At 73.2% G+C, this 18,972-nt stretch carries 19 protein-coding genes and 1 pseudogene; 13 read left to right on the top strand and 7 right to left on the bottom strand.

Going from position 1 to position 18,972, the window contains the following annotated elements; genetic code table 11:
* Positions 1-41: 41 nt before the first annotated feature.
* Positions 42-1,256, top strand: coding sequence for a nitric oxide synthase oxygenase (locus GGE06_RS07265; protein ID WP_116157321.1), 1,215 nt, complete (start codon positions 42-44; stop codon positions 1,254-1,256).
* 21 nt (positions 1,257-1,277) lie between these two features.
* Here the strand turns inward: GGE06_RS07265 and GGE06_RS07260 are convergent.
* Positions 1,278-1,831 (bottom strand): annotated as a pseudogene (locus GGE06_RS07260) (helix-turn-helix domain-containing protein); the annotation flags it as partial.
* Positions 1,832-1,970: 139 nt separating this feature from the next.
* Here GGE06_RS07260 and GGE06_RS07255 point away from each other — a divergent pair.
* A complete protein-coding gene (locus GGE06_RS07255) occupies positions 1,971-2,252 on the top strand; it encodes a hypothetical protein (protein ID WP_246532368.1) in 282 nt (93 codons plus the stop codon).
* Here GGE06_RS07255 and GGE06_RS07250 read toward each other — a convergent pair.
* From GGE06_RS07250 to GGE06_RS07235, 5 genes are all read right to left on the bottom strand, one after another.
* Entirely contained in the window at positions 2,242-2,859 is a 618-nt protein-coding gene (locus tag GGE06_RS07250; RefSeq protein WP_116157323.1) for a class I SAM-dependent methyltransferase, read from the bottom strand. The genes GGE06_RS07255 and GGE06_RS07250 overlap by 11 nt on opposite strands.
* A gap of 37 nt (positions 2,860-2,896) precedes the next feature.
* Positions 2,897-3,244 carry a DUF190 domain-containing protein gene (locus GGE06_RS07245; protein ID WP_116157324.1) on the bottom strand — a complete coding sequence of 116 codons (348 nt, stop codon included), beginning with the start codon at positions 3,242-3,244 and terminating at the stop codon, positions 2,897-2,899.
* A 156-nt stretch (positions 3,245-3,400) separates the two neighbouring features.
* Entirely contained in the window at positions 3,401-3,526 is a 126-nt protein-coding gene (locus tag GGE06_RS41990; RefSeq protein WP_198540420.1) for an ALQxL family class IV lanthipeptide, read from the bottom strand.
* Positions 3,527-3,591: 65 nt separating this feature from the next.
* Positions 3,592-6,471: a class IV lanthionine synthetase LanL gene (gene lanL, locus GGE06_RS07240; protein WP_184930306.1), complete on the bottom strand. Its 2,880-nt coding sequence runs from the start codon at positions 6,469-6,471 to the stop codon at positions 3,592-3,594.
* 92 nt (positions 6,472-6,563) lie between these two features.
* Complete coding sequence (locus GGE06_RS07235) at positions 6,564-6,722, bottom strand: hypothetical protein (protein WP_181924412.1); 159 nt, start codon at positions 6,720-6,722, stop codon at positions 6,564-6,566.
* 227 nt (positions 6,723-6,949) lie between these two features.
* Here GGE06_RS07235 and GGE06_RS07230 point away from each other — a divergent pair, with 227 nt between their 5' ends.
* From GGE06_RS07230 to GGE06_RS07185, 10 genes are all read left to right on the top strand, one after another.
* Entirely contained in the window at positions 6,950-7,984 is a 1,035-nt protein-coding gene (locus GGE06_RS07230; protein ID WP_116157326.1) for a hypothetical protein, read from the top strand.
* 46 nt (positions 7,985-8,030) lie between these two features.
* Positions 8,031-9,899 carry a serine/threonine-protein kinase gene (locus tag GGE06_RS07225; RefSeq protein WP_184930305.1) on the top strand — a complete coding sequence of 623 codons (1,869 nt, stop codon included), beginning with the start codon at positions 8,031-8,033 and terminating at the stop codon, positions 9,897-9,899.
* Positions 9,900-10,037: 138 nt separating this feature from the next.
* A complete protein-coding gene (locus GGE06_RS07220; RefSeq protein ID WP_116157328.1) occupies positions 10,038-11,552 on the top strand; it encodes a sensor histidine kinase in 1,515 nt (504 codons plus the stop codon).
* Positions 11,549-11,950: a roadblock/LC7 domain-containing protein gene (locus GGE06_RS07215; RefSeq protein ID WP_116157329.1), complete on the top strand. Its 402-nt coding sequence runs from the start codon at positions 11,549-11,551 to the stop codon at positions 11,948-11,950. The genes GGE06_RS07220 and GGE06_RS07215 overlap by 4 nt, the downstream gene beginning before the upstream one ends.
* Entirely contained in the window at positions 11,947-12,300 is a 354-nt protein-coding gene (locus tag GGE06_RS07210) for a DUF742 domain-containing protein (RefSeq protein ID WP_030690507.1), read from the top strand. Before GGE06_RS07215 ends, GGE06_RS07210 begins: the two co-directional genes overlap by 4 nt.
* Positions 12,281-12,907, top strand: coding sequence for a GTP-binding protein (locus GGE06_RS07205; RefSeq protein WP_116157330.1), 627 nt, complete (start codon positions 12,281-12,283; stop codon positions 12,905-12,907). Before GGE06_RS07210 ends, GGE06_RS07205 begins: the two co-directional genes overlap by 20 nt.
* Positions 12,904-14,133: a cytochrome P450 gene (locus tag GGE06_RS07200; protein ID WP_184930304.1), complete on the top strand. Its 1,230-nt coding sequence runs from the start codon at positions 12,904-12,906 to the stop codon at positions 14,131-14,133. The genes GGE06_RS07205 and GGE06_RS07200 overlap by 4 nt, the downstream gene beginning before the upstream one ends.
* On the top strand, positions 14,130-15,374 hold the full coding sequence (locus GGE06_RS07195; protein ID WP_116157332.1) for a cytochrome P450 family protein: 1,245 nt from the start codon (positions 14,130-14,132) through the stop codon (positions 15,372-15,374). Before GGE06_RS07200 ends, GGE06_RS07195 begins: the two co-directional genes overlap by 4 nt.
* A 211-nt stretch (positions 15,375-15,585) precedes the next feature.
* Positions 15,586-16,680 (top strand): tryptophan--tRNA ligase, encoded by a 1,095-nt coding sequence (gene trpS, locus GGE06_RS07190; RefSeq protein ID WP_116157333.1) that lies wholly within the window; start codon positions 15,586-15,588, stop codon positions 16,678-16,680.
* 55 nt (positions 16,681-16,735) lie between these two features.
* Positions 16,736-17,173: an Lrp/AsnC family transcriptional regulator gene (locus GGE06_RS07185; protein WP_116165164.1), complete on the top strand. Its 438-nt coding sequence runs from the start codon at positions 16,736-16,738 to the stop codon at positions 17,171-17,173.
* A 17-nt stretch (positions 17,174-17,190) separates the two neighbouring features.
* Here GGE06_RS07185 and GGE06_RS07180 read toward each other — a convergent pair whose 3' ends face one another.
* On the bottom strand, positions 17,191-17,643 hold the full coding sequence (locus GGE06_RS07180; protein ID WP_116157334.1) for an SRPBCC family protein: 453 nt from the start codon (positions 17,641-17,643) through the stop codon (positions 17,191-17,193).
* Between the two features lie 235 nt (positions 17,644-17,878).
* On the opposite strand from GGE06_RS07180, the gene GGE06_RS07175 reads away from it, so the two are divergent.
* Entirely contained in the window at positions 17,879-18,967 is a 1,089-nt protein-coding gene (locus tag GGE06_RS07175; protein ID WP_116157335.1) for a substrate-binding domain-containing protein, read from the top strand.
* Positions 18,968-18,972 lie beyond the last annotated feature (5 nt).

Raw genomic sequence — 18,972 nt, 5'->3', positions numbered from 1 at the left:
TCCCCCTACTCTCCACAACCGTGCGGTTGCATGCGGTAGTCATGAGGGCGGGAGGGAACACCTTGGTCTTCAGTCTGGGTCGCCGCCGCAAGGCCGCCGCTGTCAGCGTTTGTCCGTTCACGTCCGCCCCCTCGTCCGGCGAGTGGCAGGGCCGACCACACACGTCCGTACCGCAGGTGACGGACCGCCGGGAGGCGGAGAGCTTCGTCCGGCAGTTCCACCACGAGCAGCCCGACGCCGGGGACGCGGAGCGCAGGGTCCGCGAGGTGCTCGCCGAGATCGACCGGAGCGGCACGTACGAGCACACCCCCGCCGAACTCTCCTTCGGCGCCCGGGTCGCGTGGCGCAACGCGGCCCGCTGCATCGGCAGGCTCTACTGGCGGAGCCTCGTGGTGCGCGATCTGCGGCACGTCGCCTCGGCCGACGGCATCGCCGCCGACTGCTTCGAGCATCTGCGGATCGCCGGGAACGGCGGCCGGATCCGCCCGGTGATCTCGGTGTTCGCCCCGGACCGGCCGGGCCGTCCCGGGCCCCGGATCGTCAACGACCAACTGGTGCGGTACGCGGGGCACCGCACCGCCGGGGGCCGCTGGATCGGCGACCCGCGCGCCGCCGCGTCGACCGCCCGCGCCCGCGATCTGGGGTGGAAGCGGTCCGAAGAGGCCTTCCAGGTGCTTCCGTTGATGGTCGAGGAGCGTCCGGGCGCGCGGCCCGAGTGGTACGAGCTGCCGGACGGTTCCGTGAGGGAGGTGCCGCTCCGGCATCCGGACCACGGATGGTTCGCGGAGCTCGGACTGCGCTGGTACGCGGTGCCGGCGATCAGCGACATGACGCTGGAGATCGGCGGGGTGCGCTATCCGGCGGCGCCGTTCAACGGCTGGTACATGGGGACGGAGATAGGTGCCCGCAACCTCGCCGACGCCGAGCGCTACGACCTCCTCCCGGTGGTCGCCGACCGCCTGGGCCTCGACCGCTCCTCGGAGCGGACGCTGTGGCGGGACCGGGCGCTCGTCGAGCTCAACGTGGCGGTGCTGCACTCCTTCCAGGAGGCCGGGGTGACGATGGCCGACCATCACACCGAGTCCGAGCGCTTCCTGCGGCACATCGCGCAGGAGAGCCGGCACGGCAGGCCCACGCCCGCCGACTGGAGCTGGATCGTGCCGCCCGTGTCCGGCTCCACGACACCCGTCTTCCACCGGTACTACGACCCGGTGGACACGTCCCTGCGCCCCGCGTTCCTCGCCCGGGAGCACTGAAGGCGCCCCGCCCCTCCCTCGGGCGGCGGGGCCGGGCGGCAGGCGGACGGTCATGATCAGGTGGCAGGTCGTCCCGCCCGCGCCGCGGTGGACGTGGACGGCTCGCCGGCGAAGGTGGCGGTCTGCCCGGCCTCCACGGTGTGCTCCGTACCGTCGACGATCAGCGTCATCCGGCCGGCGGTGACGCTGACGGTCTCCACGACTCCGGCCTGATGGGGGTGGCCGGGGCACTCCTCGTCCGGCTCCAGGGTCCAGCGCCAGCCCTCGACCGGCGCCGGGCCGGAGGTCGTGAGCACGAGCCGGGCCTCGCCGCCCGGCCTCCCGGTCCAGAGCGGCGCGACGGCGTCGGCGGTCACGACGCGGACGCGGCCTTCGGCCGGGCCTTCGAGGAGGGCGGAGACGGAGACGCCGAGGGTGTCGGCGAGCCGGACGAGGGTGGCGAAGTTCGGGTTGCCCCGCGCCTTCTCCAGGCCCACCAGAGCACCCTTGCCGACCCGGGCGCGCCTGCCGAGCTCGTCCGGGGACAGACCGGCCCGGTCGCTGGCCGTCCGCACGTCGCGGGCGAGGGCCCGCAGGGCCGCCTCCGTCCCGGCCTCGGCCCGAGTGGCCCCTCCGCCGGGTGAGGGGGACGCTGGAACTGAGCGCGTCCGGGGTCCCGGGCGCCCCGAGGGGAGCGCCCGCCCGGCCGGGAAAGGCCGCGTCATACGTATGCTGATGAAGATCCAGATGGACACCCCGGCCTCCAACGAGGCCATCAAGCAGGGCAAGCTGCTGGAACTCATCGAGTCCTCCCTGAAGGAACTCCAGCCCGAGGCCGCGTACTTCACCACCGAGAACGGCTGTCGAACCGCGTTCATCTTCTTCGACCTGGCCGAACCCTCCCGGATGCCGAAGATCGCGGAGCCCTTCTTCATGCAGATCGACGCCAAGATCTCCTACACGCCGGTGATGAATCCGGAAGACCTCCGCAAGGACCTTTCGGCGATCATGTCGTGAGCGGCTTCCGCCAGGTCAGGGAGTACCGGCGGAGCACGTGCCGGCGGTAGCGCACGCCGGGCAGCAGCCGTCGCGCCTCGGCGCGCACCTGTGCGTAGCTCATGCGCGCATCGGCGACCGGCATGCCCTCGGGGGTACGTGCGCCGCGCAGCGACTTGACGATGCGGACGGCCGGCTGGGTGGCGATCCTGAACGCCCAGTCGGCGACGCCTTCGTCGAGGGCCAGGCCGACCACCACCAACGCGCCGCCGGGCCGCAGCAGTTCACGCATGCGGGTCAGGGCCGACCCGAAGTCCAGGTGGTGGACGGTGGTCACCGAGCAGATGAAGTCGTAACCCTCGGCGGGCAGGTCCACGGTGAGGAAGTCGCCTTCCACGAAGGTGAGTTCCGGACGGCACGCGGCGGACTCGCGGGCGCGGGCGATCATGTCCGGGGACGTGTCCACCCCGGTGACGTGCCGCGCCCGCCCGGTGAGTCTCCGTGCCAGCAGACCGTCGCCGCAGCCGACGTCGAGGGCCTCGCCGCATCCTGCGGGAACGGCACGCAGGATGCCCGCGTGGCGGGCCACGTTGGTGTTCCAGTACGGCTCCGGGTCAGGCTCGCGCATCGGGTCATCGTAGGCCCGGCACCGGGGCGAGACGGACTCAGGCGGGTTTCTCGCGGCCCACGTAGCGGATGACCTCGCAGTCGTCGAGGATCACCAGGCCCTCCTCGACCAGCTCGTCGAGCTCCGGCAGGAAGCCGCGGACCTTCTCCTCGGTGTCGACGATGACCACGGCCACGGGGAGGTCCTCGCTCAGCGAGAGCAGCCTCTGGGTGTGGATCAGGGAGGACGCCCCGAAGCCCTCGATGCCGCGGAACACGCTCGCGCCCGCGAGACCGGCCTCGCGTGCCCGGCCGACGATCTGGGTGTACAGCGGCTTGTGGTGCCACAGATCGGTCTCCCCCACGAAGACCGTCACCCGCAGGGCCCTGCCCGTCAGCCTGGTCATCGCCGCCTCCAGCCGTGAACGCGGGGGGCGCGGCACGCCCGTACTTCGAGTCTACGGTCGTGCCGACGAGGGCCGACGATCGTGCCGCAGCGAGCCGACGGCCTCCCGGGGAGGGGGCCGGCCGGGGATGCCGGCCCCCTCCCCGAGCGGAGTCGGTCAGCAGCCGCTCGTGAGCCAGCGGCAGGCCGTGATCAGCGCGGCGGCGTGCTCCTCGCCGCGGGCGTCCTCGGTGCGGACCTCCTCGGGCAGGACCTGCAGGGCGTCGATGTCGAACTCGGTCATGACGATCTCCTTCGATTGATGCGGATACTTCGGTGGATCGCCGGCGGCCTCGGGCCGCCGGACACTCAGGGGTGGGCCGGCCCGCCCTCGGGCAGCCAGGCCCGCGGGCCTCCGCAGCGCATGCGCAGCAGCAGGGAGAGGCTCCCGGCGAGGCCGGTGGCGTACTCGGCGAGGACGGTCCTGCGGTTCTCGTCGGGCACGAGGAGGCGCCCGTCGCGCAGCACGGCCTGCGCGGCCAGGTGCTCGACGAGGAGCTCGGCGGCGGCGCGGTGACGCTCGTCGCCCGTGCGGTCGGCGGCGTCGAGGAGGAACTCGGCGTTGCCCGCGAGGCCGTGGCAGGTGGCGGGCGAGTCGGTCACCCTGCCCGCCCGGACGGCGCGGGCCGCGCCGTCCACCAGGTCGAGCACGCGCTGGTCGGACGCGCCGGTCGCCGCCCAGAGCCGGACCAGGAAGGTGCCGACGCCGGAGGAACCGCTGCACCAGTGCCGGGCGAGCTCCGGGGAGTCGGAGAGGTGGCGGGCCCGGTCGACGGGCCAGAGCGCACCCGCCGGTCCGCTGCGCGCGGCGGTCGCGAGGGTGGCTCCCGCCCCGGTGGCCGCGTCGAGGAACCGTACGTCCCCGGTGGCCTCCGCCGCGAGCAGGAGGAACGTGCCGACCCCGGCCACGCCGTGCGCGAAGCCGTAGTGCCAGGCGCCGGCGAGCGCCGAGGCGAAGTCCTCCGGCACCGGCCAGAAGACCCCCTCCGGGGTGCGCCGCGCCGCGCCGAGCAGTCCGTCCGCGACCTCGGCGGCGCGGTCCAGGAACCGGGGGTCTCCGGTCGTGCGCCAGAAGTGCAGCTGTGTCAGTCCGGAGCCGGCCACGCCGTGGCAGACGTCCGGGTGGGGGCCGCGCACGGGCAGGCCGAGGGCGAGCGCGACGGCCCGGTCCGTCAGGGCGGCGTCGTCCAGGGCCCGAGCGGCGTCGAGCAGGGCCCAGGCCGTGCCCGAGCGGCCGAAGTGCAGGCCTGGCGGGTCGCTCGGCAGGGTCTCCTGCCGCTCCACGGTCCAGTGGGCGGCGGAGCGGAGGCCTTCGGCGAGCGCTTCGCGCGTGACGGTGCCGGTCTCCGGGAGGCCGAGCCCGGCGTCCCAGTGGCCGAGGGCCCGGGCGAGGAGGGCGACGCCGCCGGCCGAACCGTGTTGCAGCGCCACCGGGTCGCAGGTCTCGCCGAACGAGTCCGAGGCCCACAGCCGTTCGGGGTCGTGCGGGCGCATCGTGGCCAGCAGGTGGGCGATGCCGTCGTGCAGGAGACGCGCCCGCGTGGTGGCCGGGTCCGGGCGTTCGGCGACGGACCGATCGGCGTCCGGGCGTTCCGCGAGGGTCCGATCGGCGTCCGCGCGTTCCCCATGGGTCCGCTCGGCTTCCTGCCCCGCAGGTGTCCCCGCCAGGAACTCCCGTGCCCGGTCCAGGCTCCATCGCTCCCCGGGTTCGTCCCGCGTCAGCCCCAGGATCAGCGGCGCGTGGCGTCGTACGAGTGCGTGGTCGCGGGAGAGCAGGTCCACGAGCTCTCCGAGGCGCCGCTCGTCCGGCCGTGCCGTCTCCCGCGGGAGGTCCTCCGCGAGGACGGGATCGGCACCGCTCAGGGCGTGCAGGACGGTGGCGCCGAGGGCGTAGAGGTCGACGGTCGGCGGCAGGGCGGGGGCCACCTGGTCGAGGGCGCGCAGCTCGGGGGCCGTGTAGCCGGGGGTGGCGCCGAGTGTCCAGCGCTCCCCCTCCCGGGCCGCCATCTCCAGGTCGATGAGGACGAGCCGTCCGTCCGGGGTGACCATGACGTTGTTGGGGTTGAAGTCGTGCAGGGTGACGCCGAGTTCATGGACGGTGGCGACGAGATCGACGAGCTGTCGGACCCGTGACGCGGCCGTACGGTCGTCGGCGCAGGCCTCGCCGTCCCGGGCCAGGTGCTCGGCGACGGTGCGCCGCAGCGTGGCCCCCGGGACCGCTTCGGTGGCGAGGAAGACACTGCCCTGCTGTTCGAACACCTCGACGAGTCCGGGGACCCGGTCGGGGCGCTCCCGCCCGAACCGTTCGAGCAGTGCGGCCTCTCGGCGCAACAGGTCCCGGACGTCCAGGCCTTCGAGGCCGGCCCCCACGTGGGGCCGCGCCTGCTTGACGACGACCTGCGCGCCGGTGCGGGTGTCCTCGGCCCGGAACACCCCGCCCTTGTTGGAGTGCTGGATCGCGCCCCGTACGAGGAAGCGGTCGCCGAGCAGGACGGGCTTGGCGGTGGCGGTGCTGCGCGCGGGTGCGGCGGGGCGGTCGGGGAACGGGTCGCCGGCCCAGGCCGGCGGGCTGAACCAGGCGTTGCGCTCGTCGGCGACCGGCCGGCCCTCGGGGTCGGTGAGGCGGGCGGCGAAGGAGCCGTCGGCGGTCAGTTCGCGGACGCCCTTGAACACGCCGTACCGGTAGAAGACCTGGCTGCCGGGGAGGTAGCGCCGGTCGGAGAGGACGGCGGGGCCCGGAAGTCCCTCGGTGGCGCGGTGGAGTTCCTCGGCGAGCAACCGGAACTGCTCGTCGTCGGCGGGGTACACGGTCAGGAACTTGCCGCCCCCGCCGCGTGCGAAGCGTCCGGACACCAGCGCGGCGACCTTGGCCGGGGTCCCGGCGAACTTGAAGGCCGCGCGGCGGGCCACCAGGACCTCGGCGGACCGGGCGAGGACCAGAGGCGCCGAGAGCGGGGTGGCCGGGACGTGCAGCTTCCATCCCTGGGCCCGTGCGACGGCGCCGTCGGGCACGACGTGGCACCAGAACGCGCCGGGTTCGACGCTCCAGTCCGCCCCCGCCGGATCCGGCGGGGTGCGGGCGATCACTGCGCGCACGACGTCCGGCAACAGGGCCCGGTCGGCGGGGCTTTCGGCGCGCGACCGCCGGGGGCCGGGGCCGGACGGGGAATGCGCGGTGGGTGACGACACGCTCTTCGTCCTCGCGTTTCGCATGGGTGACGAGCAGGGGCCGGATGTCCTGCCGTAAGGCCGGGTGTCCCCGCGGAAGGGACCGGTCGGTCCTACTGGAGGGGCCGGTCGTAGTCGTCGCCCCAGCTGGTGTCCAGGGGGTTCGCGGCGACCGTCCGTGTCGTCCCCGGTGCGTCGTCCGTCGTGGCGGCGGTCGCCCCGCCGGCGAGCAGGACGGCGAGGAGAAGGAGGCAGCGGACGGCAACGGACATGGTGCGGCTCCTGGTTCGGGAGTGGAGAGGGCGGCGGGAAGCTCCGTGTCTGGCGGGTTCACGCCGTATGTCGGCCTGATGGGGTTTCCCTCGGCCGGACACCACCAGTTCATCCCGGCGAGCCCGCTTGGTCCAGCGCCATGACCTGGCAATACCCTGCATGGCACGGAAGTAGCAGGGCCGCATCACGGGGGAAACGGGTGACTACTGGGGTGGATGTGGACGGAATGCCTCGACTGGACGCCGGGGCCGTCGCCGTCTTCGCGTACGTACTGGAGCACGGCAGCCTCCCTGCCCTGCCGCCGGACGGGCTTCCGGCCCTCGGGCTGAGCGGGGCGGAGGTCGAGGCGGCCTGCCGCACCCTGGAGCGGCTGCGTCTTCTGCGGCCGGCGCCGGGGCACCCCGGGGAGCTGATCCCGGTGAACCCGGAGGCCGCCGCGGCGGAGGTCGTCGGGCCGGTGGAGGCGCAGCTCGCCCGGGCCGCCGCGCACGCCCAGTCGCTCCGTGACGATCTGCACTCCCTGATGCCGCGGTACCGCGCGGCCCGGCGCGAACAGGGCCGCCGGGAGGGCCTCGACGTGCTGCCCGACATGGCGGCCGCCTCCGCGATGCTCACCGAGGAGTCGGCCCGCTGCCGGGAGGAGGTGTTCAGCATCCAGCCCGGCGGCGGGCGGGCCGCGCACCGGCTCGGGGACGCCGTCGAGCGGGACGTGGCGATGCTCCGCCGGGGCGTGCGGATGCGCACGCTGTACCAGCACTCGGCACGGTCCAGCCTGTCGACCCAGGGGTACGTGGAGCGGCTCACCGAGGCCGGTGCCGAGTACCGGACCGCCGCCGAACTCCCCGACCGGGCCGTGGTGTTCGACCGGTCCGTGGCCTTCCTGCCCCGGCGCGCCGACGGCGGTACGGGCGAGGGCGCGGTCCTGGTCCGGGACCCCGACGTGGTGGCGTACCTCTGCCGGGTGTTCGAGCAGCACTGGTCCGGGGCGGTCCCGTTCCGGGGCAGCAGCGAGGCGGCGTACAAGGAGGTCGGTCCGAGTCTGCGGCGGGCGCTCGTGGGACTGCTCGCGGAGGGCGCGAAGGACGAGGTGATCGCCCGGCGGATGGGGATGTCGCTGCGTACGTGCCGCCGCCACATCGCCGATCTGCTGGAGGAATTGGGGGCGGAGAGCCGCTTCCAGGGCGGTGCGCTGGCGGAGCGCGCCGGGCTCACGGGCACGGAGCTCGGCACGGACTCCGCCGAGGGCGCGGCACACCGGTAGGGTGCCCTCCGTTCAACGGTGTTCTGCGTGGGGAGACATGGGTTACATGGGTGGTCAGCAAGCGGACCGGAGCGGCTCCGAGATCTTTCAGCCACTGGCGGCGGACGACCCGACGACGGTCGCCGGTTACCGGCTCGCCGCCCGGCTCGGCGCCGGCGGCATGGGCAAGGTGTACCTGTCGTACACGCCCGGCGGCCGGCCGGTGGCGATCAAGCTGATCCGTCCCGAGTTCGGCGAGGACGCCGAGTTCCGCCGCCGGTTCGCCCAGGAGGTGCGCTCCGCGCAGCGCGTCCAGGGGCTGTTCACGGCGCCCGTCATCGACGCGGACCCCGAGGGCGCGCAGCCGTGGCTGGCCACCGCGTACGTGCCGGGTCCCTCGCTCGCCGACGCGGTCGTGGCGCACGGCGCGCTGCCCGTGGAGACGGTGCTGCTGCTCGTCGCCGGCATGGCCGAGGCGCTGCACGTGATCCACGGGGCGGGCATCGTGCACCGCGACCTGAAGCCGTCGAACGTGCTGCTCGCCTCCGACGGGCCCCGCGTCATCGACTTCGGCATCGCCCACGCGGCCGACGCGACCTCCCTGACGGGCAGTGGGGTCACCATCGGCACGCCGTCGTTCATGGCGCCCGAGCAGGCGGCGGGCAGCCGGGTCACGCCGGCCACGGACGTGTTCGCGCTCGGTCAGGTCGCGGCGTACGCGGCGACGGGCGTCCCCGCCTTCGGCGAGGGCACCGGTCACGGGGTGCTGTACCGGATCGTGCACGAGCAGCCGGACCTGAGCGCCGTGCCGGAGCGGCTCACCGAGCTGGTGACGCGCTGCCTCGCGAAGGAGCCCGAGGCCCGGCCGTCGCTCTCCGAGATCATCCGGCTCTGCCAGGCCGCGAACGCGGCGACGGTGCTGCGCCGCCCCGAGGACTGGCTGCCGGGCGCGGTCTCCGCCGAGATCGCGGCCCGCACGGCGGCGCCCGCTCCCCCGCAGACGCCCCCGCCGCCGACGACCGCCCCCTCGGCCGCGCCGGCGGGGTACGCGCCGACGGCGCCGTCCGCGCCGTCGACCCCGCCGCCCGGCTACGGCCCTCCGGTCACCCCGCCGCCGAACACGGTGCCGGTCGTCCCGTCGCCCCCGGTCGCCGCCCCGGCCGCCGCCGCGCCCGCGCCCGGCTTCGCGTACGCGCCGACGCAGGGGCCGGGCGGTCCGGCGTACCCGCCGCAGGCCTACCCCGGTCAGCCGGGGCAGACCCACCCGGGCCTGCCCGGGCCGACCGGTCACCAGCAGCCGCAGCAGCCGCGGAAGAAGGGCGGCGGGCGCGGGCTCGTGGTCGCTCTGGCCGCCGTCCTCGCCTTCGCCGTCGCGGGCGGCGCGACCGCCTACGTCGTCCTGAAGGACAAGGACGAGCCGACGTCCTCGAACGCCGGCGGGAAGCCGAACGGGAAGGGCTCGGCGAGCCCGCAGGGCTCCGGGGGCACGGGCACCGGGACCGGGAGCCCCGCCCCGACGCCGACGAAGGCACCGGACCCGCAGGCCGCCGCGTACAAGGACATCGACCTGACGGCCGGCTACCACCTGACCCTCGGGGACGAGAGCGTGCGCCCGCAGGTCGGCGAGGACAACAACTACGACCTCTCGTACGACACGGGCGGGTACCTCGACGCGGAGAGCAGCGGCGGCAACCTGGTCCTGCTCGACCCGGGCCAGGAGGGCTCCCTCGAAGCGTGCCGCGCGGAGACCCGGTTCACCCAGAACATCTACGTGAACAAGCTGTCGCCGGGCCGTCAGGTCTGTGTCACGACGGGGACGGGCCACCTCGGCCTGGTCACCGTCAAGGCGTTCTCCCCGGAGGACTCGCCGAGCACCTACATGACGCTCGACCTGACGGTGTGGCGCAACGCGGCTCCCTCCGCCTCGTCGAGCTGATGACTTCCGATCACTTTCGATGCATATTCCGTGATCTGAATACCGATCCGATCAAGAGAGGTTCCTAACCGATCAAGATCGGATCTATAGTGCCGACGTTACGACTCCCCCGCGTGCCTGTTCCCGAGAGTCTGGTTGATGTCGGCGCCGTCCACCCCCTTCCGCCCTGCCCTGCTCGCCTCGTTGCTGACGGCCGCCGCGGGCGGTGCGCTCGCCGTCGCGGCGACCGCCGCCGCGCCGGCCGAGGTCCGTCCCGCACTCGGCTGGTTCGCCGGCGGCGGCGTCCTGCTCCTCACCGCCGCCGCCTTCGCGGTCACCTGGTACGGGCGGACCTCACGCTCCCTGAGCCGCCGGATCGAGGCGCTCACCTCCGAACTCGCCTCCCGTGAGAACCGCACCGCCCGCGAGACGGCGGCGCTGACGGAGCGGTACGAGACGGAGGCCGCCGCCTCGGAGGCGGCCCACGCGGCACGGACCGCCGAGCTGACCGAGGCCCGGGCCGTCGACGTACGGCGGCTCGAGGACCGGCTGCGGCGCGCCGAGTCCGGCCGGTCCGCCGCCATGGCCGCCGCCGCCAACGCGGCCGGCCGCATGCAGGCCCTGGCCACGAGCATGCTCGCCGACCTCCGGGAGATGGAGCACCGGCACGCCGACGAGGACGTCCTCGCCGACCTGCTCCACCTCGACCACCGCACCGCCCAGGCCGGCCGGCTGGCCGACTCCGTCGCCGTACTGACCGGAGCCCGGTCCGGCCGGCGCTGGGCCCGTCCCATCGTCATGGAGTCGATCCTGCGCGGCGCCATGGGACGGATCGGCGGCTACCAGCGGGTGCGGCTGCACTCCAGCAGCGACGCGGCCGTCGCCGGGCACGCGGCCGAGGGCGTCATGCACGCCCTCGCCGAACTCATGGACAACGCGGCGAACTTCTCGCCGCCCACCGCCGAGGTCCACGTCTACGTGGAGGAGGTCCCGGCCGGAGTCATCATCTCCGTCGAGGACAGCGGCCTGGTCATGAGCGATGTCCAGCTGCGCCGCGCGGAGGCCGCGGTCGGCTCGACCGCGCAGGACCTGGCCGGTCTCTCCGGCACCCGGCTCGGCCTGGCCGTCGTCGGCCGGCTGGCCCGCAAGCACGGTCTGACCGTGTCGTTCCGCCCCTCGGCGCGCGGCGGCACGGGTGCGCTGCTGATGCTCCCGCAGGAGCTGATCAGCCACGCGCCCGTCGAGCCCCCGGCCGCGCCCGACGCCGCCCTGCCGCCCGTGGCGGGCCGCCGGCTGACGGCCCCGCCCGCCCCCGAACCGGCCGGCGAGCCCGAGACCAGCCACGACTCCGCGGCCGAGCGCACCGGCGAGCACCCCCTACTCGGCGAGAGCGGGCTGCCGCGCCGCCGTCGCGGCCGGGCGATGGCCGCCGCCCACCCCGACGGTCCGGAGGCCGCCGGGCAGCCCCGCCCGACGGGCCCGCGCACCGGCGCGGCGGCGGGCGCCGCCACCCGGTTCGGCAGCTTCCGCCAGGCGGTCCGCGGCGGGGGCGGCCCGACGGCGGAGACACGTACGACGACCGGCGACGAGCCCGCCGCCGAACCCCCCGCCGCCGCGCCGAGCGCCGACGCACCCACCACGAACTCCCCGCACCCGGAAGGCACCCCGTCATGACCGGCACCACCACCGACGAGAAGCTCAGCTGGCTCCTGGAGGGCCTGCTGGAACGCACCCCGGGCACCCGTCACGCCCTGGTGCTCTCCCGGGACGGCCTCAAGCTCTGCCGTACGCCCGAGCTCTCCGTCGACCAGGCCGACCAGCTCGCCGCGATCGCCGCCGGCATCCAGAGCCTGTCGCACGGTGCCTCCGTGGAGTTCGGCGACGGCACGGGCGGGGTCCGCTCCGCGATGGCCGAGTTCTACGGCGGCATCCTGTTCATCGTGGAGGCGGGCGAGGGCGCCCACCTCGCGCTGGTCGCCGACGAGGACGCCGACGCCGGACTCGTCGGCCACAACATGTCCGAGCTGGTGGAGCAGTTGAGCGAGCACCTGGTCGCGAGGCCCCGGGGATGAGCCGCGGCAGGCCGGGACGGGACGACTCGCCCGACCGGCTCTACACCCTGACCGGCGGCCGCAGCCGCGCCGGGTCCGACGCCTTCGACCTGGTGACGCTCGTCGTCTCCGAGAGCGATCCGGTCGCCGGCATGCAGTCCGAGCACGCCGCGATCCTGCGCATGTGCCGTTTCCCCACGGCCGTGGTGGAGGTGGCGGCGGGACTCGGCCTGCCGGTGTCGATCACGCGGATCCTCCTGGCCGACCTGCACGACACCGGCCGGATCAGCGCACGGCACCCCCGCGCCTCGTACCGCCTTCCCGATCACGACATCCTGGAGCAGGTGCTCGTTGGACTCCGTAACCTCTGAACAGCGCCAGACCCTGCACAGCACCGCCGACAACGGACTGAAGATCGTCGTCGTCGGCGGTTTCGGAGTCGGCAAGACCACCCTGGTCCGCTCGGTCAGCGAGATCCGTCCGCTGAACACCGAGGAGACCATGACCCAGGCCGGCGAAGGCGTCGACGACACCGTCGGCGTCGCCGCGAAGACGGCCACCACGGTCGCCTTCGACTTCGGCCGGATCACGCTGGACGCGCACAACGTCCTGTACCTGTTCGGGGCGCCCGGCCAGGAGCGGTTCTGGTTCCTGTGGGACCGGCTGTTCTCCGGGACGCTCGGCGCGGTCGTCCTCGTCGACACCCGGCGCCTCGCCGACTCCTGGTACGCGATCGACCGCCTGGAGCACCACGGCACGCCGTTCGTCGTCGCCTGCAACGACTTCGGCGGCCCCGCCCACACCCCCGCGCAGATCCGCGAGGCCCTCGACCTCGCCGACGAGGTGCCGCTGGTCTTCTGCGACGCCCGGTCCCGCGAGTCCAGCAAGCAGGTGCTGATCTCGCTCGTGGAACACCTGCGGACCGTCGTCGCGGCCGCGCGGCCGACCCCCCACCCGATCCCGGAGCCCACCCCGTGACCCTCCCCGAGCCCCAGCCGGTCCCGCTGAGCGGGCCCCGGTTCCAGACCGACCCCACCGAGCTGTACCGGCAGATCCGACGCGAGCACGGGGCCGTCGCCCCGGTCGTGCTCGACGGGGACGTGCCCGCCTGGCTGGTCCTCGGCTACCGCGAGCTGCACCAGGTGACCAGCGACCCGGTGCTGTTCTCCCGCGACTCCGAGCTGTGGAACCAGTGGGACGCGATCCCGGCGGACTGGCCCCTGCTGCCGATGATCGGCCGCAAGCAGCCGTCCATCCTCTACACCGTCGGCGAGCGGCACCGCGAGCGGGCCGGGGTCGTGTCCGACGCCCTGGAGGCGATCGACCCGTTCGTCCTGAAGGAGCGGGCCGAGCGCTTCGCCGACGAGCTCATCGACGCGCTGTGCGGCAAGGGCTCCTGCGACATCATCGCCGAGTACGCGATGCTCCTGCCGGTACGGGTCCTCGCCAGCTGCTACGGCTTCGCCGACGAGCAGGGCCCCGGCCTCGTCACCGCCATGAACGACATGATCAACGGTCAGGAGGGCGCGCTGGAGGGCCAGCGGCACCTGGCCGGGTCCATGTTCGCGCTGCTCGCCGCCAAGGCGGAGACGCCGGGCGACGACGTCGCCTCCCGGATGCTCGCCAACACCGCCGGGTTCACCGTCGAGGAGGTCGCCCAGGACCTCATGGTGATGATGGCCGCGGGCCACCAGCCGACCGCCGACTGGATCGGCAACTCGCTGCGCCTGATGCTGACCGACGACCGGTTCGCGGCCTCGCTCGCCGGCGGCCGGCACAGCGTCGGCGAGGCGATGAACGAGGTCCTGTGGGAGGACACCCCGACGCAGAACGTCGCCGGGCGCTGGGCCTCGCGCGACACCCACCTCGGCGGACGCCGGATCGGCCGCGGCGACCTGCTGCTGCTCGGTCTGGCCGCCGCCAACTCCGATCCGCACGTGCGCACCGACTCCGGCGCGTTCACCGGCGGCAACAACGCCCACCTCTCCTTCGGTCACGGTGAGCACCGCTGCCCGTTCCCCGCGCAGGAGGTCGCCGAGACCATCGCCCGGACGGGCATCGAGGTGCTGCTCGACCGGCTGCCGGACGTGGATCTCGCGGTCGCCGAGAGCGCCCTCGCCCGCCGTCCCTCCCCCTGGCTGCGCGGCCTGACCGCGCTCCCCGTGACGTACACCCCGACCCCCGCCCTTGGAGCCCTCGGATGAGCTGCCCGTACGACCACACCGCCGCGTCCGGCACCGATGTGATCGAGCTTGACCCCTTCGTCGCGGACCTCGACGGCGAGAGCGCCCGGCTGCGCGCCGCCGGCCCGCTGGCCCGTGTCGTCCTGCCCGGCGGAGTGGCCTGCTGGGCCGTCACCCGGCACGCCGAGGCGCGCAGGCTGCTCACGGACGCCCGTCTCGTCAAGGACATCGACGTCTGGGGTGCGTGGCAGCGCGGCGAGATACCCCTGGACTGGCCGCTGATCGGTCTCGCGAACCCGGGCCGGTCGATGCTGACCGTCGACGGCGAGGAGCACCGCCGGCTGCGCACGCTGGTCGCGCAGGCGCTGACGGCACGCCGGGTGGAGCGGCTGCGCGCGGGCATCGAGTCCCTCACCGGGGGGATGCTCGACCGGCTGGCCGAGCGGCCGTCGGGCGAGGTCGTGGACCTGAAGGCGGAGTTCGCGTACCCGCTGCCGATGAACGTGGTGGGCGAGCTGATGGGCGTCGACCCGGCCGACCACCCGCGGATGAAGGCGCTGTTCGACAAGTTCTTCTCGACACAGACGCCGCCCGAGGAGGTGCCGCAGATGATGGCGGACCTGGGCGCGCTGTTCGCGGGGATCGTGGCGGGGAAGACGGAGAACCCCGGCGACGACCTGACGAGCGCGCTGATCGAGGCGTCGGAGGGCGGCGACCGGCTCACCACGGAGGAGATCACCAACACCCTCCAGCTGATGGTGGCGGCCGGGCACGAGACGACGATCAGCCTGATCGTGAACGCCGTGGTCGCCCTGGAGACCCACCCCGAGCAGCGGGCGCTCGTGCTCAAGGGCGAGGTGCCGTGGGAGAACGTGATCGAGGAGACCCTGCGCTGGTCGACGCCCACCTCGCACGTGCTGATCCGGTTCGCCACCGAGGACATCGAGGTCGGCGACCGGGTCCTGCCGAAGGGCGAGGCGCTGATCGTGTCGTTCGGCGCGATCGGCCGGGACGAGGAGCAGCACGGACCGACGGCGGGCGAGTTCGACGTGACCCGGACGCCGAACCGGCACATCTCCTTCGGGCACGGCCCGCACGTGTGCCCGGGCGCCGCGCTCTCGCGTCTGGAGGCGTCGGTGGCGCTCCCCGCCCTGTACGAGCGCTTCCCGGAGCTGCGTCTGGCGGTGCCGCGCGAGGAGCTCCGCAACAAGCCGGTGGTCACGCAGAACGACCTGTTCGACCTGCCGGTCGTGCTGTCCTGACCCGACGCTCCTCATGTGCCCCGCGGTCTCGGCCGCGGGGCATGTACGCTGGGGCCATGCATCTGTCGTCGTGCCTCAGCTGGTGGCGCTCCTTCTAGGAGCGGCCACCACTCGCGCACGACCGGGCCGTTCGGACGAACGGCCCTTTCGCGTTTCCCGGCTCTGGGTCCTGTCGTCCCGACGGCGCCACCGACCCACACCAGGAGACCCGATGACCACCACCCTCGCTCCCGCCGCCCCCTCCGCCGACGACGTCCTCGGGACGTCGGCGGCGCGTACGCGCAGTGCCGTCCTGGAGCGGCAGATCCTCGAAGATCCGGGGCGGTTCCGCATCCTGACCGGCGACCGCCCCACCGGGCGGCTGCACCTGGGGCACTACTTCGGCACCCTGCACAACCGGGTCAGGCTCCAGGACCTCGGGGTGGAGCTGTTCGTGATCGTCGCGGACTACCAGGTCCTGACCGACCGCGACGTGGCGGACCGCCTCACGGAGCACGTCGAGGAGCTGGTGCTCGACCACCTCGCCATCGGCGTGGATCCGGAGCGCAGCACGGTCTTCACCCACAGCGCCGTCCCCGCCCTGAACCAGCTGCTGCTGCCCTTCCTCAGTCTCGTGTCCGTGGCCGAGCTGAACCGCAACCCCACCGTCAAGGACGAGATCGCGCACTCCCGGCAGTCCGCCGTGAGCGGTCTGATGTTCACGTATCCCGTCCACCAGGCCGCCGACATCCTCTTCTGCAAGGCGAACCTCGTCCCCGTCGGGCAGGACCAGCTCCCGCACCTGGAGGTCACCCGGACCGTCGCCCGCCGGTTCAACGACCGCTACGGCAGCGGCACCGCCGTCTTCCCCGAGCCGGACGCCCTGCTGTCGGAGGCCCCGCTGCTGCTCGGCACGGACGGCACCAAGATGAGCAAGAGCCGCGGCAACTCCATCGCGCTGGCCGCCGGTGCCGACGAGACGGCCCGGCTGATCAAGGGCGCGAAGACCGACTCCGAGCGTCACATCGCCTACGATCCGGCCGGCCGCCCCGAGGTGTCCTCCCTCCTGCTGCTCGCGGCCCTGTGCCAGGGCCGTACCCCCGAGGAGGTCGCCGACGACATCGGCTCCGCGGGGGCCGCCGCACTGAAGCGGACGGTGACGGAGTCGGTCAACGAGTACCTGGCGCCGATCCGGTCCCGCCGCGCGGAGTACGCGCGGGACCGCGCGTACGTGCTCCGGATCCTGCGCGAGGGGAACGAGCGGGCCCGGGCCGTCGCCGACGCGACGCTGGCGGAGGTGCGGGCGGCGATGAACAGTCGCTACTGACGTATGTTTCCGGCATGGGATCGACGGAGGGGATCATGCGATGAGCGAGGCGATCGTGGACGCCATCGACCGGGCGCTGCTCGCCGAGCTCCAGCGGGACGCCACCCAGGCGTACGCGGTGCTGGGCAAGGCGGTCGGTCTGTCGGCGGGCGCCGCGCACGAGCGGGTGCGGAAGCTGCGGGAGCGGGGCGTCATCCGCCGTACCACCGTGGACGTCGATCCCGCCGCCCTCGGCCAGGACGTGCTGGCCTTCGTCATGGTCGACTCGTCCGCCTGGATCGGGGACTCGGCGGCGGCGTTCGCCGCGATCCCCGAGATCCAGGAGGCGCACGTCATCGCCGGCAGTGCCTCGGTCCTGGTGAAGGTGCGCACCACCACCACGGTCCGGCTGCAGGACGTGCTGCGCCGGTTGTACGCCATCGAGGGTGTGAGCGGCACGCAGGCGACGGTGTCCCTGGAGACCTTCTTCGAGCGGCCGGTCCCCACGGACTGATCCGGTGCCGTCCGGCGTCAGACGGCGGTTCCGCTCTCCAGGATGCCCTTGAGGGTCATCTCGTCCTTCGGCATCTCCTTCCGCACGTGCGGGCGGACGACGAGGGGGACGAGTGCCTTGCCGATGCCGTGCCCCTCGAAGTCGAGGGAGAGGGTCAGGCGGGAGCGCTCGCCGTCCTCCAGCGGCTCGATGGTGCCCTGCACGTCGCCGCGTACGGGGCCGTCGATGCCGTGCACGTGCCAGTGCCTCGGCGGCTCCAGCTCGATGACCTGCATGGTCGAGGTGAACTGCCGCTTGCCGAGCCGCCGGGTGACGGCGACCTTGGAGCCGACCGCGAAGGGGGCGTCACCGATCTTGCGGACCGAGACCGCGCTCTCCTGCCACTCGGGCAGGTGCGTCGGGTCGGTCACGTAGGAGAAGACGTCCGCGGGCGTGCGGGCGATGTCGATGGATTCCTTGATGGCAGGCATGGCGCCTTCTTCGTTCGACGGGGGACCCCGCCGAAGGCCGAAGCGCCGAGGCGGGCCCGTAGTCGCTTCGTACAAATCGTCCCACTCCGGACGGCGGCCCGCCAGCCCCCAGCCACGAGGCACACCCGCTTGCCGGTCACCAGGTTGCGGCTAATGTCGATATGTAGGCCATATGTACATCCTCGTTCCCACGCTCACGAGGTGAGGGACAGGGGGCGTACGGAAGGAGCCTCCCATGACCCGTACATTGCGGAGCGCGATAGCCCTCGCCGGAGCCGCGGCCCTCTCCCTGGGAGTGGCGGCGACCAGCGCGCAGGCCCTGGGCGCGGGGAGCGAGCAACAGGGGAACGTCAGGATCGGTCTGCTGCTGCCGGAGAGCAAGACGACACGGTACGAGAAGTTCGACCGGCCCTACATCGAGCAGAAGATCAAGGAACTGGCCCCCGACGCCCAGATCGACTACTACAACGCCGCGGAGAGCGCCACCACCCAGCAGCAGCAGGTCAACACCGCGCTCGCCAAGGGCGACAAGGTGCTCATCCTGGACGCGGTGGACGCCAAGTCCATCCAGTCCTCCGTGCAGAAGGCCCATGACGCGGGCGTCAAGGTCGTCGCGTACGACCGCCTCGCGCAGGGTCCGGTCGACGCCTACGTCTCGTACGACAACCACAAGGTGGGCGAGCTGCAGGGCAAGGCGCTCCTCGCCGCGCTCGGCGACAAGGCCAAGAGCGGCGAGATCGTGATGCACAACGGGTCGCCGACGGACCCGAACGCCGCCGAGTTCAAGGCCGGCGCCCACTCCGTCCTCGACGGCAAGGTGAAGATCGGCAAGGAGTACGACACTCCCAACTGGGACCCGAACAACGCCAACCAGCAGATGTCCGGCGCCATCGCTTCCCTCGGCAAGGACAAGATCGTCGGTGTCTACTCGGCCAACGACGGACTGGCCGCCGGCATCGCCACCGCCCTCAAGGCCGCCGGCATGAACGTGCCGCTGTCCGGCCAGGACGCCCAACTCGACGCGATCCAGCGGATCCTGAGCGGCACTCAGACCTTCACCATCGAGAAGCCGTACAAGCCCGAGGCCGACATCGCCGCCACCATGGCCGTCAACCTGGCGGAGGGCAAGACGCTCGGGTCCGACCTGACACCCACCACCGTCACCAGCGACGGCAACCGCAAGGTCGCGGCCCAGCTGCTCAACCCGGTCGTGGTCAACAAGGACAACATCAAGGACACCGTCGTCAAGGACGGGCTCTACACGATCCCGGAGATCTGCACTCCGACCTACGCGGCGGCCTGCAAGGACGCCGGTCTCGAATAGCCGCG

The organism is Streptomyces nymphaeiformis (assembly GCF_014203895.1).
Classification (GTDB): domain Bacteria; phylum Actinomycetota; class Actinomycetes; order Streptomycetales; family Streptomycetaceae; genus Streptomyces; species Streptomyces nymphaeiformis.
Note: the sequence above shows the minus strand (reverse complement) of the source record. Positions and strands in the feature narration are given on the sequence as shown.

What these genes read in the sequence shown, in the direction of transcription:
- GGE06_RS07175 (WP_116157335.1), top strand. Translation starts at nt 17,879, where the DNA reads ATGACCCGTACATTGCGGAGCGCGATAGCCCTCGCCGGAGCCGCGGCC.
- GGE06_RS07225 (WP_184930305.1), top strand. Translation starts at nt 8,031, where the DNA reads ATGGGTGGTCAGCAAGCGGACCGGAGCGGCTCCGAGATCTTTCAGCCA.
- GGE06_RS07195 (WP_116157332.1), top strand. Translation starts at nt 14,130, where the DNA reads ATGAGCTGCCCGTACGACCACACCGCCGCGTCCGGCACCGATGTGATC.
- GGE06_RS07215 (WP_116157329.1), top strand. Translation starts at nt 11,549, where the DNA reads ATGACCGGCACCACCACCGACGAGAAGCTCAGCTGGCTCCTGGAGGGC.
- GGE06_RS07255 (WP_246532368.1), top strand. Translation starts at nt 1,971, where the DNA reads ATGAAGATCCAGATGGACACCCCGGCCTCCAACGAGGCCATCAAGCAG.
- GGE06_RS07250 (WP_116157323.1), bottom strand. Translation starts at nt 2,859, where the DNA reads ATGCGCGAGCCTGACCCGGAGCCGTACTGGAACACCAACGTGGCCCGC.
- trpS (WP_116157333.1), top strand. Translation starts at nt 15,586, where the DNA reads ATGACCACCACCCTCGCTCCCGCCGCCCCCTCCGCCGACGACGTCCTC.
- GGE06_RS07235 (WP_181924412.1), bottom strand. Translation starts at nt 6,722, where the DNA reads ATGTCCGTTGCCGTCCGCTGCCTCCTTCTCCTCGCCGTCCTGCTCGCC.
- GGE06_RS07210 (WP_030690507.1), top strand. Translation starts at nt 11,947, where the DNA reads ATGAGCCGCGGCAGGCCGGGACGGGACGACTCGCCCGACCGGCTCTAC.
- GGE06_RS07180 (WP_116157334.1), bottom strand. Translation starts at nt 17,643, where the DNA reads ATGCCTGCCATCAAGGAATCCATCGACATCGCCCGCACGCCCGCGGAC.
- GGE06_RS07220 (WP_116157328.1), top strand. Translation starts at nt 10,038, where the DNA reads ATGTCGGCGCCGTCCACCCCCTTCCGCCCTGCCCTGCTCGCCTCGTTG.
- GGE06_RS41990 (WP_198540420.1), bottom strand. Translation starts at nt 3,526, where the DNA reads ATGACCGAGTTCGACATCGACGCCCTGCAGGTCCTGCCCGAGGAGGTC.
- GGE06_RS07230 (WP_116157326.1), top strand. Translation starts at nt 6,950, where the DNA reads ATGCCTCGACTGGACGCCGGGGCCGTCGCCGTCTTCGCGTACGTACTG.
- GGE06_RS07245 (WP_116157324.1), bottom strand. Translation starts at nt 3,244, where the DNA reads ATGACCAGGCTGACGGGCAGGGCCCTGCGGGTGACGGTCTTCGTGGGG.
- GGE06_RS07265 (WP_116157321.1), top strand. Translation starts at nt 42, where the DNA reads ATGAGGGCGGGAGGGAACACCTTGGTCTTCAGTCTGGGTCGCCGCCGC.